This window comes from Vibrio sp. SCSIO 43153 (assembly GCF_023716625.1).
GTDB classification, from domain to species: domain Bacteria; phylum Pseudomonadota; class Gammaproteobacteria; order Enterobacterales; family Vibrionaceae; genus Vibrio; species Vibrio rotiferianus.
In genome coordinates this window covers 727,535-742,313 of sequence record NZ_CP071856.1, presented here as the reverse complement: position 1 = coordinate 742,313, position 14,779 = coordinate 727,535, and the positions used below count along the sequence as shown (strand labels likewise).

Genomic DNA, 14,779 nt, shown 5'->3' with positions numbered 1-14,779 from the left:
TGGGGACTACAACAGTCATGCTGGTAAAGGGGAGGGACTGGTTCTGCATTCGCGGATAGTTTAATTCACAATGCAACATCACTACGCGCTTCAAGTAGATCCTGAATACTCGCCTAGATTCTTTCTGAATGACGTTGGGAAAGCACAGAGCTCACCGCTACAAAGAACAGCTCTCCCCCTTGATAACCACATTTAAATGCTTGGCAAAGCATGTCGAGAGAAGGGGGAGTTGGAGGGGGGTTGCAAGCGTAGAAACAAACCTCATCACCCTTCATCTATTTGTCATCTTCTGGCTATAAATTTGTCATTGGAACGTAACACTCCAAAACTAAAGTTGGTATATACCATTTGGAGCATGTGTTATGTCAATTAACCAACATTACCTAAATATTGAAAATGTAGTGAAGCAATTCGGACAGTTCACTGCATTAAAGAAAATCTCGCTAGCGATTGAAAAGGGCGAGTTTGTTTGTTTTCTTGGTCCTTCTGGCTGCGGTAAAACCACTCTGCTACGTGCCATTGCAGGTTTAGACTTGCCAACGTCTGGTGCGATTTTTCAAAACGGTCAAGAGACCACATTCCTACCACCAGAGAAGCGCGATTTCGGCATCGTATTCCAATCTTACGCGCTGTTTCCGAACCTAACTGTGCAAGAGAACATTGCAGTGGGTTTGAAGAACCAAGGCATGTCGACCAAAGAAGCGTTAGAGAAGGTGGATTATTGGTTAGAAACCATTGGTCTTCCAACCTCCGGCGAGAAATTTCCTAACCAACTTTCTGGTGGTCAACAGCAGCGTGTGGCACTCGCTCGCGCATTAGCGTTGTCTCCGGGTCTACTGTTACTTGATGAGCCGCTGTCAGCGCTGGATGCAAAAGTACGTGTTCACTTACGTGATGAGATTTGCAAGCTGCAACGTAAGCTGGGCATCACCACCATCATGGTTACGCACGATCAGGACGAAGCGCTGTCGATGGCGGATCGTATCGTGGTAATGAACCATGGTGTGATTGAGCAAGTCGGCACACCTCAAGAGATCTACCAACAACCAGCCACGCGCTTTGTCGCTGAGTTTGTCGGCAGCATGAACTTTATCGAAACCTCAGCCGCAACGGACTCCCAAGTACGCATTGCAGAAACCCTAATGCCAGCGCCAAGCTTGACTAATCGTAAGATCCAACGCGGTGACCGCTTCGACCTTGCGGTGCGTCCTGAAAGCATCAAGTTCGTTGAAAACTACACCAACTCTTTACCTGTGCGAGTTACGGCAACCGAGTTTTTGGGGGCGTTTTTCCGCATTGATTGCGTATTGCAAAACGACAGCTCAACGAAAACCATCGTAGTGGATGTGCCTGTGGAAACGGTTCAAAAACTCAATATCAAGGCGGGCGATGTACGTTACATCCAGTTTGCTGAAGAAGGGCTGCATGGTTACGCCGTGCCCTCGGTTGATAAAGCACTAGCAGCGTAGGTGTAAACATGGATGCGAAGACAATGACGATGAATAGCCTGACCACACAAGACAAAGCAAAATCCTTACTCGGACGTGTTAGCCGCGACAACCTTGTGTTGTTTGGTTTGCTTGCTGGTTTGTCGACCATGATGGTGTTGTTCATCTTAATGCCGCTTTGGGCAATGTTGACCAAGAGTGTGCAAAATGCCAATGGCGAATTTGTCGGATTGGCAAACTTTGCGACGTACTTTTCTTCTTCAAGCTTATGGGTGTCGGTAGGCAACACCTTCACTTTGGGCGTGATAGTGACCTCGGTAGTCGGTGTGCTTGCGTTTGGCTATGCCTACGCGCTGACTCGTTCATGCATGCCGTTTAAAGGTTTGTTCCAAATCCTAGGTACTGCGCCAATTCTTGCGCCTTCGCTGTTACCAGCGATCAGTTTGATCTTCCTTTTCGGTAATCAAGGCATTGCCAAAGAGATGCTGTTAGGAAACTCGATTTACGGCGTGATTGGTATCTCGATGGGTTTGATTTTCTGGACCTTCCCTCATGCATTGATGATTTTGACTACTTCGCTGCGCACTTCAGATGCCCGTTTGTATGAAGCTGCCCGCGCACTTAAAACATCGCCCATCAAAACCTTTTTTATGGTGACGCTACCTGCGGCGAAATACGGTTTGATCAGTACGCTTATCGTCGTCTTTACACTGGTTATCACGGACTTTGGTGTGCCGAAAGTGATTGGTGGCAGCTACAACGTTCTGGCGACTGACATCTTCAAGCAAGTCGTGGGGCAACAAAACTTTGCCATGGGGGCGGTGACCAGCATTATGTTGTTATTCCCTGCGGTAATGGCGTTCGGCGCAGACCGTTGGGTACAGAAAAAACAAAAGAGCTTATTCGACACTCGCTCGGTGCCTTATCAGCCAGAGCCTAACAAAGGGCGCGACAGCATTTGTTTGGTTTACTGCAGCATCATTTCTATCGCAGTGCTGGCAGTACTTGGTATGGCGGTGTATGGCTCGTTAGTTACGTTCTGGCCTTGGAACAAAGCGCTGACGCTAAATAACTACAACTTTGCTGAAATGAGCACTTACGGTTGGAGCCCATTCTTCAACTCGCTAACGCTAGCAGGTTGGACGGCAGTTATTGGTACAGCCATCATTTTTGTCGGTGCTTACTGCATTGAGAAAGGGCGTGCGTTCGGTCCAATTCGCCAGGTGATGCAAATGCTTAGCGTGGTGCCAATGGCGGTACCGGGTATGGTGCTTGGTTTGGGTTACATCTTTTACTTCAATGATGCGAACAATCCTCTGAACGTACTTTATGGCACCATGGCATTCTTGGTGCTTAACACGGTAGTGCATTACTACACCGTGGGTCACATGACTGCACTGACAGCGCTAAAGCAGTTGCCATCGGAGATTGAAGCCACGGCGGCATCGGTGAAGCTTCCTCAATACAAGTTGTTCTTTAAAGTGACATTACCTGTGTGCTTACCTGCGATTTTGGACATTGCGACTTACTTGTTTGTTAATGCATTGACCACCACTTCTGCGGTAGTATTCCTTTACTCAACCGATACGATTCCGGCATCGGTCTCGATTCTGAATATGGATGATGCAGGTCAAACTGGCGCTGCAGCGGCAATGGCTGTCATGATCATGATTGCTGCCGCAATTGCGAAGATTGTTCAGATGACTTTGGGTAAATTGTTAGAGAATCGCACACAAGCTTGGCGCAAAAGATAAGGACACTTCGTGCAATACGTAAAAATTAAAGATTCGATTGTTGAACAGATTGAAGCGGGCATGCTATCGCCGCGTCAAAAACTGCCAGCAGAGCGTAAGTTGGCGGAGTCGTTCGATACTACACGCGTCACTCTGCGTGAAGCTTTATCACTGCTAGAAGCGGAAGGTCGAATCTATCGCGAAGATCGCCGAGGTTGGTTTATCTCCCCTGAGCCATTGCGTTACGACCCTACCCAAACGCTAAACTTCCCAAACATGGCGAAAGCGCAAAATCGTGTGCCAAAAACGGAGTTGGTTGCAGCAAAAGGGACGTTGGCAAACAAACAAGCCGCGCGCTTACTGGACTTGCAACCTTTCTCGGACGTGTATCGAGTCGACCGTGTGCGATACCTTGAAGACAGACCTGTGGTATTCGTAACAAACTACATTCGCCCAGAGCTGTTTCCGAACCTGTTGGATTACGATTTATCAAATTCACTGACGGACATTTACCGCGATCATTATGGCGTGACGTATCAAAAGATTCGCTACCGCATTTCAACCAGCACTTTGTTGGGTGAAATGGCTCAGGCACTTCGCGCGACAGCCGGCACGCCAGCGATGGTGGTGGAGCGCATCAACTACAACCAGCACGGTGAGTTGATTGATTGCGATATCGAGTATTGGCGACACGATGCCATCAGCATTGAATCTCTGGCGGAACTCAATCGTTAAGTGGATTTTCTCATTATCTAAGGCTCCATCTCGGGGCCTTTCTTTTATTCAGACAGGAACGTTGAAATGGATTTGTTGGCGATTAGTCTCGTCGTTTTCTCTGCTGTTCTCCATGCGGGCTGGAATATCCTTGGCAAAAGCAACTCAGGCTCTGGACTCGCGTTTACCATGGCCGCCAGCTTTTCTGCATGTTTCATTCTTACCCCTTATTTGATTTGGTATTTGGCAACCATTGGCTGGACATCATTACCGAGTGAGTTTTGGGGATTGCTGTTCATTAGCGGCATTTCACAAATGGTTTATCTGGTTGGTTTGATTGTCGCTTATAAGCACGCTGATGTGGGTGTGGTTTATCCGATTGCTCGGGCGCTGCCAGTGATGATGGTCGGCGCAATCAGTGTGGCATTGGGACATGAATTATCTAGTCAGCAGTGGCTTGGATTCTTACTAATTACTCTCGGTTGTATGCTGGTACCACTGACGAATTTTCGTCAGATGACATTGGGCTCTTATTTGAACGTTGGTGTGTTCTGGGCATTGATTGCCGCAATAGGCACAACGGGTTACTCGGTGGTCGATAAAGAAGCGCTGAGTTTACTTACAGGACAAGCATCAGAGATCTTGAATGATCAGTACAGTGCAATCTTCTATTTGGGCGTGCAGTTTTGGGCGATTGGTATTCCAGCCCTTGTATGGTGCTTAGTTATGGGCAAGCCAGATGAGATTAAGACAGCGTGGCAGATCCGCAAAACAGCCAGCATGGCAGGGGTAATGATGGCATCCACCTACGGCTTGGTGCTGTTTGCGATGACCATGACCGACAACGTGAGTTTGGTGGTGGCACTAAGGCAAATCAGCATTGTGTTTGGGTTGTTTATGGGGATTTGGTTTCTGTCTGAGAAATGGTATCTCACCCGAGGGCTTGGCGTTACTTCGATCGTGGCGGGGATTTTTGGGGCATTAATATACTAAGATTAGGTAACTATAAGTAAGTAAATGACTAGTAGCGTAACTATGTAGCCACATGCTCTTTGGTGATATTTAGTATTTCGAACTTTTTCCCTATTTTGAAATTAAAATATAATCTCATCGGTCTCTATACGTACCCTACATTAATCGAGTATTTGGAACTCGATATTTAAAAGGTAAGTAAGGAGCACATTATGAAACGTTTAATCACTCTAGCAAGTCTTATCGCATTAACCGCTACTCCAATCGCTGCTATTGCTGGTGGTTACCAATGGACTAATAACAGCAGAACCATTCATGGTAATGTTGTAGATAGTAAACAAGCCGCTTACGACATGGGCTTTGAAATGATTAAGAACTATCAAAGCAAGTCGTCAGCGCAGCTAAGAGACGAGTTCAAAAGCTCATTTGATATCGTAGACCGCCAGTCTTTCTCTATTACTAATGCGAAAGTAACAGTAGATGAATTCTTGCAAGATAACGGTCAAATCGCATACCAACCAATATTGAATGTGAAATACGAATACCGCATGCGTGAACCTGGTAATCGTTAGTTAATTTATTCGCTAGCATTTATAACTCTATTGCCTGTTTAATCCTTGTTGTATATTCGTTCTATTATTTTTGGGGAGCATTTGCTCCCCTTTTTTATTAAGAAATGTATATTCTTGGTGAATGTGTTTCTTGAATATAATATCTCATAAATATTTTCTAACGCTCAGCGTAAGTTTTTCTAGCTCGTTGAATATTCGGTAGGTTTGTAAAGTGGTGACAAAGCACGGTTGTGTGCGTCACTTTTACAAAGGATATCGAATGACTCACCCTTCATATTGGTTTAAGCAAGCGCTTGAAATTGAGCAGCCAGAAACCGCTAAACCACTTCAACAAAATATCCAAGCAGATGTCGCTATTGTCGGCGGTGGTTACACCGGTCTTTGGACTGCGATCATGATCAAGCAGCAATCGCCGGAAAAACAGGTAGTCGTGATTGAAAAAGGCTTGTGCGGCAGTGGTGCATCAGGCGCAAACGGCGGCTGTATGCTGACTTGGTCTACAAAATTTCCGACCTTGAAGCGCTTATTCGGTGAAGAACATGCCGCTTGGTTGGTAAAAGAGTCGGAACAAGCCGTGCTAGAGATTGACGACTTTTGTCAGCAGCACCACATCGATGCGCAATTATCATTGAAAGGGGTTTATTACACGGCAACCAACCACGCTCAAACTGGGGGAATGCAGCCAGTTGTGGACGAGTTAAAGCGTTTGGAAGTGAACAGTTGGCGCCATTGCCAAACTGAGGAGCTGCGTGCCAATGCGGGGTCGCCGCGTAATATAGAAGGCTATCATTCTCCAGTTGCTGCCAGCGTTCAGCCTGCTTTATTGGCGAGAGGATTAAGACGCGTCGCAATGGAGTTGGGTGTTGAGATCTATGAGAATACGCCGATGACGCGTTTAGATTATGGAAAACCTGCCACTGTCTGTACACCTACAGGAAATGTTCAAGCGCAGCAGGTTGTGTTGGCATTAAACGCATGGATGGTGGAGCAGTTTAAGCAATTCAAAAGCAGTATTGTGGTGGTCTCTTCCGACATGGTGATCACCAAACCGCTTGGTGACGCGCTGACTCAATCTGGTTGGCAGGCCGGTTCTAGCGTGTTGGATTCACGTATCTTCGTCCACTATTACCGAGATACGCCAGATGGGCGTTTGATGTTGGGGAAAGGCGGCAATCAGTTCTCTTTCAACAACCAAGTCAACGCGATGTTCAACAAGCCGACACGCTATCAAGAGCTACTGCGTAAGTCGTTCGATAAGTTGTTCCCGCGTTTGAAAGGGGCTGAGTTCGCTTATTCATGGACGGGCGGTTCAGATCGCTCCGCAACTGGTTTTCCATTCTTCGGTGAGTTAGATAACCAAAGCAATATCTTTTATGGCTTTGGTTATTCGGGTAATGGGGTAGCGCAGACTCGAATGGGCGGAAAGATCTTATCTTCATTGGTATTGGGAATCGAGAATGAATGGACGAAAAGCGGTTTAGCCAAAGGGCCGTTGGGGCATTTCCCGCCAGAGCCGTTCAGATGGACGGGAGCAATGATGGTACGCAACGCGGTGCGTCGCAAAGAGGAAGCAGAAGATAACGAGCAGACGCCATTCATCTGGGATAAGTGGCTAGCAAAACTCGCAGGACCAGCAGGCAAAGCGGATAAGCTCGACTAAACTGAATATTTTGATCGCAAACGGATAGGGAAGAAGTGAAAGTGTTAGAGGCACCTCTTCCCTTTGTGTTAGCCTCAGTCTTTCAAGCTCAGATGCAAAAGGTGAGTAATAAAATGAAAGTATTCAGCAACTTTGACAGCGGCAGCATTCACGTAGTGAAAGCGGACGACAAAAACGACATCCAACTCAAAATTCCTAACGACAACATGTCGGAATTCTACCAGTGGTTCCACTTCCGTCTAGAGACAGAAGCCGAGCAATCACACACCATCAAACTTCTTGATCTTGCGAAATCGGCTTACCCAGAAGGTTGGCAAGGTTACGACGTGGCTGCGTCTTACGATCGTGAAGAGTGGTTCCGAGTACCGGCAGAGTTCGATGGCGACACGCTGACTTTCACTGTTATCCCTGAGCGCAGCTCAATTTACTTCGCGTACTTTGCACCTTACACGTACGACCGTCACCTAGACCTGTTACACATGGCACAAAGCGCGCACCACTGCCAACTAGAGACGCTTGGTCATACGCTAGATGGCAATGACATGAGCTTGCTTACTTTCGGTGAGCCAGAAGAAGGCAAAAAGAAAATCTGGATGATTGCACGTCAGCATCCAGGTGAGACGATGGCAGAATGGTTCATGGAAGGCATGATCCAACGTCTGCTTGATGAGAACGATACGGTTGCGCGTGCATTGCTTGAAAAAGCAGTACTTTATGTTGTACCAAACATGAACCCAGACGGCGGTGTGCGTGGCCACCTACGTACCAACGCGGTTGGCGTAAACCTAAACCGTGAGTGGCAAACGCCATCAATGGAAAAAAGTCCAGAAGTCTTCTTGGTTCGTGAGCGCATGCTAGAAACTGGCGTGGATATGTTCCTAGATATTCATGGTGATGAAGCTATCCCGTACAACTTTGTGGCGGGCTCTGAAGGTATTCCTTCTTATGGCGAAGGCATGGCTGAGTTGGAAAACGCGTTTAAACAAGCACTTCTGACGATTACACCAGAGTTCCAAGACGAGATCGGTTACGACAAAGATGAACCGGGTAAAGCGAACCTAACCGTTGGCTCTAACTGGGTGGCAGAGCAATTCAAGTGTTTGTCTTACACGATTGAGATGCCATTCAAAGACAATAACAACCATCCAGACCCTCTATACGGTTGGTCTCCTGAGCGTAGTGTCTTGTTTGGACAGGATGTTTTGGCTGCAACATTGGCGGTCTCTGACAAAATTTAACGCAATCCGTTCACAGCCCGTACTTTACGGGCTGTCTTTTCTGCCACTATTCTTTCCATGTTCTCTATTGACGAACTACTTTCTAAGCGCTTTAAACAAAAAAGCTGCAATTTCTGATGGTTATGTGAGTTTTGATAAGTTGGACTTATCGTGTCGATAAAAAATCTAATTTAATTTAGCGATGCTTATTCTGTTAAAGTCCATTACGAGATTCTCGTCACAAAAATTATAACTTCTCATAGGGATAACAGCCTTGGTGTAAGGTTGAAAGTAGGCACAGCCAGTTAAATTAGTTTTAAGTTTGCTATGTCAATACAAGATAGAATCCGGATGATTTTTCTCGCGGAATCTTGTACCTACAGAGGTTTGCTCATCGTTATCTATCACCCCAATCGTTCAGGTTTAAACGCTTGAGATAAGACGTGGCAGATAGGTGTATCAAAATTCCAACCAGCGCTCCTAATGGAAACATACCAGTTAGAGCGTCGTGCGATGATGCGTTAATAGAGGTTGTTGGCGTAGTTTTAATTACTAAAAACAGTGCAGGTTCTGACTTTTTTGATGGCAGCGTATGCTGCGGAAAGTAATCGGGTCACCTTCGCATAAAGGAAAAAATAATGAAAAAGATTGCTCTTGCAGTGGCTACCGTTCTTGCTGGTGGCGCAATGTCGAATGTTGCTCTTGCTGATACATACATCGGCGGTAAACTTGGTTACAACGCTCTAAACGACGCATGTCACCTAGACGCTCCATGCGATGACGACAGCTTCGCTGCTGGTATGCACATTGGTTACAACTTCAACGAATACGTTGCAGCTGAATACGGTGTTGATTACCTAGGTAACTTCACAGCTAACTTCAACAAAGCTGGCAAAAACACAGTTGACGGTGACCTATGGGCGCTAACTCTAGCTCCTAAGTTCAACCTTCCTCTAACTGATTCTTGGAACTTATTTGCTAAAGTAGGTGCAGCATACATGATGGCTGGCGACGAGAAAGATTTCGTACCAACTGGCTCTCTAGGTGCTGAATACCAAATCAACTACAACTGGAGCCTACGCGCTGAGTACCAACGTTACCAAGATATGTCTGATGACATTATCAACGATATGGATGCAGACTTCTTCGGTATTGGCTTCAACTACAAGTTTGGTTCTGAGCCAGTTGCTCAAGAAGAAGTTGCTAAAGAAGTAGTTGAAACTCGTCCAGCGACTCGCATCGTTGAGAACGAATACCCAGCTCAAACAGCAACAGTACAATTCGGCCTAGAAAGCGCTGAACTACAAGACGCTTCTGCGTTCAACGGTACTGTAGAGCTAATGAACACTTACCCACAAGCTCAAGTTGAAATCAACGGCTACAGTGACACAACTGGTTCTGAAGCTTACAACCAACAGCTAACTGAGAAGCGTGCACAAGCAGTTGCTGATCACTTCCAAGCTGAAGGTATCGCTGCAGACCGTATGACTGTTAAAGGTATGGGCGAAGCTAACCCAGTAGCTAGCAACGAAACTCGCGAAGGTCGTGAAGAGAACCGTCGTGTAGAAGTTGTTGTTCCTGCGTTCCAGTACCAAACTGAAGAAGCTGCTCAATAATTCATTATTGAATCAGTAACTTTAAAAGCCAGCGTCTGACGCTGGCTTTTTTGTTTCCCCTTCATTTATCTGTCACAGCTCCGTCATAGTATTTTCTTACTTGTTCGTCTGGAGCCTGATATGCAAAACCTACCGCCACTCAATTCTCTCAAAGCGTTTGAAGCAACTGCTCGATTGCAAAGCTTCACCAGGGCGGCAGAAGAGCTCAATGTCACCCGTGCGGCGGTCAGTCAGCAGGTTAAATCCCTCGAAGTGTACTTAGACGCCACCTTGTTTGAACGCAATGGTGCTCAGCTCAATCTTACTCAAGCTGCTCATGATTATTTACCTGTGGTAAGTCACGTCTTTCAGAGTTTATCTGCGGCGACTCAACATCTTTTCTCCCGACAAAAGCAGGCGCAGTTAACGTTACACGTGGCACACAGCTTTTGTTCTCAATGGCTAATGCCGCGACTGGCTGATTTCCATCGTCAACACCCTAAAGTGAGTTTTAAAGTCTCTACCACGGCGAACGCAATGCCGAGCTACAGTGATATCGCTGATATAGAGATCATCAATGGTTATGGCGATTGGCAGTCACAGCAAGCCATTCAACTGACACAAGAAAATTGGATTGTGGTGGCAAGCCCTGGCTTTTTGCATCTTAATCCCATTTCTCACTTATCTGAACTTGCTCGTTTGCCTAAGTTGGCTACGGGAGGCTACCAAGAAACATGGCAGTGTTGGTTAGCGCACCAAGGTGTTGAATGTAAAGGGGTGAAGCTCACAGGAGAGTTTGAGCACTCTCTGTTAGCGATTGAAGCTGCAGTGAATCAACTGGGCATTTTGCTTGTAAGAGACTTATTGGTCGAGGATCATCTTCAGCAAGGCTCGTTGGTGCAAATTGGAGATTGGTCGATGCCAAGCCGAGGTGCGCATCACATGATTGTTCGTGGTGAAGAAAGGCCGCAAGTGAAGGCATTTATCGAGTGGTTAAGGCAAAGTCTACACGCACAATCTTAGGGCTCAATCACAATACAAGCAATGATTGCTGACAATCTAACAATCTGAAACATTTTCAAACTCTTATATTAAAATTTGAGTGCTAATATGATGGGAGTACGTTTCATGTCGTCATCACTCACAGAGCGCACGCTCTGAGCATCAAGGAGCTGTAATGGAAGCGTTAGAAGGTGGCAGAGAGAATGCCATTTATCGTAAGGGAGAGCTCGTTAGCCGGCCTGCCAGTCATTGGACGATGACGGTTCATCAACTACTTCAACATCTCCACAGCCACGGCTTTGCTGCTTGCCCAAAAGCCGTCTCCATCGAGGGAGGAAAAGAGCTGCTGACTTTCGTTGAAGGCGAGACTTACAATTACCCGTTAGAAGAGCCAATTAGCTCGTTAATGGCGCTGAAATCCGCCGCTAAACTACTACGTCGTTTTCATGATGCCTCTGAAAGTTTCCTTAAGCTTAATACACAAGATGTCCATCACTGGATGCTGCCTTCACGCTCTCCAAAAGAGGTGATTTGCCATGGTGATTTTATGCCTTATAACGTCGCGTTAGAGGGCGATGTTGTGGTGGGAGTATTCGATTTTGATACGGCTCATCCAGCTCCTCGCATCTGGGATATTGCGATGTCTGTTTATGGCTGGGCACCATTTAAGACCGATGAAAATGACAAAATGGGTACGCTTGAGGAGCAAATTCGCAGAGCCAAGATTTTCTGTGATGCTTATGGTTGTACTCGATTAGAGCGTGAAGAGTTGGTCGAGGTAATGACGTTGCGTTTGACGGCGTTGGTAGACCACATGCGGTCAATGGCCGCGAAGGGCGATGCTCAGTTCCAAGCCAATATGGAGGACTGTCACCACACCGCTTACTTGCAAGATATTGAGTACATTAATAAGCATCACCAAGCTATTACGCTCGGGGTACTCGGTGAAATCAAATTTTAATCTGGCTTTGAATGCTGCTTAATGATGGATTGAATCACATCAAACAACCATTGATTTTGTGGGTCATGCTGCTGAGAACGTCGGCAGCTCATCACAAAGCTCACGCCAAGTTCCAGCCCGTTTGGTAGCTCGATACTGCGACATGATTCAGGAACGTTACCACTCATGGTAATACCGAAATGGTCGGTGTTCATGATAATGCTGTGAATCATCGCAGGGTGCTCAATCTCAACTTTGGGCTCAACATGAAAACCGATGTTTCTCAATCGATCCAAAAGCGGGTATTTGTGATCGTTCCAGCCCGGTGTTTTGAATAGAACAAAGGTGTAATCGCTCAAAGATTGAAAGTCTTGTGCAGGGTGATCTTCTTTCACAAAAAAGACGGCTTTCCCTCGACCAAGTTCTTTTTGCGCGATGGATTGAGGCAGGTCCTCATCAAAGTAGTGAATAGCAATGGCATTCTCACCTTCAATGATGCGATTGCGCGCATCCGCCCCCCATCTTAAAAAGGCATAACTGGCGTGCGGTGCTTGCTTAAGTAGTTCGAGATAAAGCTTGTCACCGAATCGATCCCAAAACAGTGTATTGGCATAGATGGCAACCTCGCCCGTAAATGAATCTGGTGAAAACTGCTGTGGCTTAATGGCGTCTGCGCTGGCGAGGATCTGTTCAAAGTGAGGCATGTTGGCTTCAATAAACGAGGTCGGCTCAAAGCCATTTTTGGTTTGAATGAACAATGCATCGTCCAGTTGCGCTTTCATCTTGGTTAAGTTCTTACTGATGGCACCTGAGGTTTTCCCCATCGATTCTGCCACCAAACGAACATTACGCAGCTCATACATGCGCTTTAATACCAAGACGTTTTGCATATCTAGATTTATTGTCATTCTTTTACTCCAGCCAACGTTGCCACGGCATCATAACTCCGCCTCCCATAAAAAAAGACAGGGGATGGTCAATTCTAAGTTTATGGCAGAAAAGCATTTTTTGACTGAGGATTTCCATTTGGTAAATTCGGGTTTTCCTCGTGCTACTTTGGAACTGTTGCTACAGTTTCTTCATCGAAACGATGTACCACAAATAATCGAGGTGACGTATGAAAAAACTAATCGCACTAGTAGGCTTAATGGCTTGTTCAATGAATGTAGCATTCGCTGGCGATGGCTCATACACGGGTACCATTGATATGGCTACTAGCCAAACAAACCAAGTTAATGTGGAGCGCGCGGATTCTAACCTGACTCTTAAAGGTCGTAATGACGCTACTTACGGTGGCGTGATGATTCAAACAGACGCTTCTAACCAACCGATTCAATTGCGCGGCCGTCGCGACTAAGTAATCGAAACCATCCCCCGCTTTCAATGCCGCGTCTAACGCGGCATTGTTGTTTCTGGGTAATAGCAAGCCAAATTCAACAGAAATCTTTGATAGCTTTTGTTTATCGATAATTTAAAATTAATTGTTGAAATCTTAATTACCGTTTTTGTGTATCTAAATGATATTGATTCTCATTTGGGTGGGCGTATGATTCTTCTCATCGACTAGAGAGGAATATCGCTATGAGCAATGTATCGGTAAATAATGCATCCATACATTTAGATGCCGCCACAACATCAAAAGTTTCGGCATTCAATAAAATCAAACGCAAAATGCTGATGTTAGGCCCGGCGTTTATTGCTGCGATTGGTTACATCGACCCAGGCAACTTTGCGACAAATATTGAATCAGGATCTTCATTTGGTTACCAGCTACTTTGGGTAGTGCTATGGGCAAACCTAATGGCGATGTTGATTCAGTATTTATCCGCCAAGCTAGGTATCGTCACAGGCAAAAACCTAGCAGAGCATCTACGTGACCACTTACCAAACAAATGGGCGGTGGGCTTCTACTGGATCCAAGCTGAAATCATCGCGATAGCGACAGACCTTGCCGAGTTTATCGGTGCAGCAGTCGGCTTTCAGTTGGTGTTTGGTATTAGCTTAATGGAAGGTGCGATGATCACTGCGGTAGCAACCGTGATGATTTTGATGCTTAACCAGAAAGGTCAAAAACCGCTAGAAGTCGTGATTGGTTCACTTTTGATGTTGGTGGCGGTTATCTACATTGCTGAACTGTTTTTTGCGCATCCTGCGGGCGGTGAAATGGTGAAAGGTTTGCTGACTCCAACCTTTACTGATTCGCATCAAATCTACCTTGCTGCGGGTATTCTAGGCGCGACCGTGATGCCTCACGTGATTTATCTTCATTCTGCTTTGTTCAAAAACAGCTATGGCGAAAGCACCAAAACTCGCCTTCGTACCACTCGCTTTGATGTGCTGATTGCGATGGTGATTGCAGGCTTTGTGAATATCGCGATTGTGGCGATGGCCGCAGCCGTATTCCATTACTCAGGCAACCAACATGTGGCGGAAATTGAAACAGCGTACATGACGCTAACGCCATTGGTAGGTAAAGCCGCATCTGTGTTGTTTGGTGTTTCGTTGATTGCTTCAGGCTTGTCTTCTACCGTCGTTGGCACAATGGCAGGTCAGGTGGTGATGCAAGGCTTTGTACGTTTCTCTATTCCAATGTGGGTACGACGCTTTATTACTATGGCACCTTCGTTTGTGGTGATTGGTTTAGGCATGAACACCACTGATATCTTGGTGATGAGCCAAGTGGTATTGAGCTTTGGTATTGCGTTGGCGATTATCCCATTGCTTATCTTTACCAACAGCGAACGCTTGATGGGTGAGTTCAAAAACAACAAATGGGTCTCTTACGCAGGTATGGTTATCGTTACTTTAGTACTGGCACTCAACGGTTATCTGATGGTTACCTTAACCGCTTAATGATTTCTCCCTCCCTTTCTCTGTCGATAAAAAAACGGAAGCCACTTGGCTTCCGTTTTTTGTTTGATGCTGA

13 protein-coding genes are annotated in these 14,779 nt (G+C 46.1%); 12 read left to right on the top strand and 1 reads right to left on the bottom strand.

Annotated elements, in window-relative coordinates; all coding sequences use genetic code 11:
* Positions 1 to 362 precede the first annotated feature (362 nt).
* From J4N37_RS19535 to J4N37_RS19490, 10 genes are all read left to right on the top strand, one after another.
* A complete protein-coding gene (locus tag J4N37_RS19535; protein WP_252043152.1) occupies positions 363 to 1,469 on the top strand; it encodes a putative 2-aminoethylphosphonate ABC transporter ATP-binding protein in 1,107 nt (368 codons plus the stop codon).
* An 8-nt stretch (positions 1,470 to 1,477) separates the two neighbouring features.
* A complete protein-coding gene (locus J4N37_RS19530; RefSeq protein ID WP_252043151.1) occupies positions 1,478 to 3,202 on the top strand; it encodes a putative 2-aminoethylphosphonate ABC transporter permease subunit in 1,725 nt (574 codons plus the stop codon).
* Positions 3,203 to 3,211: 9 nt separating this feature from the next.
* Positions 3,212 to 3,916 (top strand): phosphonate utilization transcriptional regulator PhnR, encoded by a 705-nt coding sequence (gene phnR / locus J4N37_RS19525; RefSeq protein WP_005442366.1) that lies wholly within the window; start codon positions 3,212 to 3,214, stop codon positions 3,914 to 3,916.
* A 66-nt stretch (positions 3,917 to 3,982) separates the two neighbouring features.
* Positions 3,983 to 4,888, top strand: a complete 906-nt coding sequence (locus J4N37_RS19520) for an EamA family transporter (protein WP_252043150.1) — start codon at positions 3,983 to 3,985, stop codon at positions 4,886 to 4,888.
* A gap of 191 nt (positions 4,889 to 5,079) precedes the next feature.
* Positions 5,080 to 5,439, top strand: coding sequence for a DUF3316 domain-containing protein (locus J4N37_RS19515; RefSeq protein WP_005442378.1), 360 nt, complete (start codon positions 5,080 to 5,082; stop codon positions 5,437 to 5,439).
* A 259-nt stretch (positions 5,440 to 5,698) separates the two neighbouring features.
* On the top strand, positions 5,699 to 7,099 hold the full coding sequence (locus J4N37_RS19510) for an FAD-dependent oxidoreductase (RefSeq protein WP_252043149.1): 1,401 nt from the start codon (positions 5,699 to 5,701) through the stop codon (positions 7,097 to 7,099).
* A 113-nt stretch (positions 7,100 to 7,212) separates the two neighbouring features.
* Positions 7,213 to 8,337 (top strand): M14 family metallopeptidase, encoded by a 1,125-nt coding sequence (locus J4N37_RS19505; RefSeq protein WP_171357463.1) that lies wholly within the window; start codon positions 7,213 to 7,215, stop codon positions 8,335 to 8,337.
* 617 nt (positions 8,338 to 8,954) lie between these two features.
* Positions 8,955 to 9,932, top strand: coding sequence for an outer membrane beta-barrel protein (locus J4N37_RS19500; protein ID WP_252043148.1), 978 nt, complete (start codon positions 8,955 to 8,957; stop codon positions 9,930 to 9,932).
* A 120-nt stretch (positions 9,933 to 10,052) separates the two neighbouring features.
* Positions 10,053 to 10,934 (top strand): LysR substrate-binding domain-containing protein, encoded by an 882-nt coding sequence (locus J4N37_RS19495; RefSeq protein ID WP_252043147.1) that lies wholly within the window; start codon positions 10,053 to 10,055, stop codon positions 10,932 to 10,934.
* 154 nt (positions 10,935 to 11,088) lie between these two features.
* The gene (locus J4N37_RS19490; protein ID WP_171357466.1) at positions 11,089 to 11,874 is read left to right on the top strand and encodes a phosphotransferase enzyme family protein; all 786 of its coding nucleotides are present in this window, start codon (positions 11,089 to 11,091) and stop codon (positions 11,872 to 11,874) included.
* On the opposite strand, the gene J4N37_RS19485 is transcribed toward J4N37_RS19490, so the two are convergent.
* A complete protein-coding gene (locus tag J4N37_RS19485; RefSeq protein WP_252043146.1) occupies positions 11,871 to 12,761 on the bottom strand; it encodes a LysR substrate-binding domain-containing protein in 891 nt (296 codons plus the stop codon). The two genes, J4N37_RS19490 and J4N37_RS19485, sit on opposite strands and share 4 nt — an antisense overlap.
* Before the next feature lie 209 nt (positions 12,762 to 12,970).
* Here J4N37_RS19485 and J4N37_RS19480 point away from each other — a divergent pair, with 209 nt between their 5' ends.
* Both J4N37_RS19480 and J4N37_RS19475 read left to right on the top strand, forming a co-directional pair.
* Entirely contained in the window at positions 12,971 to 13,210 is a 240-nt protein-coding gene (locus tag J4N37_RS19480; RefSeq protein WP_009705043.1) for a VPA0252 family protein, read from the top strand.
* A gap of 224 nt (positions 13,211 to 13,434) precedes the next feature.
* On the top strand, positions 13,435 to 14,706 hold the full coding sequence (locus J4N37_RS19475) for an Nramp family divalent metal transporter (RefSeq protein WP_286036629.1): 1,272 nt from the start codon (positions 13,435 to 13,437) through the stop codon (positions 14,704 to 14,706).
* The last annotated feature ends 73 nt before the right edge of the window (positions 14,707 to 14,779 follow it).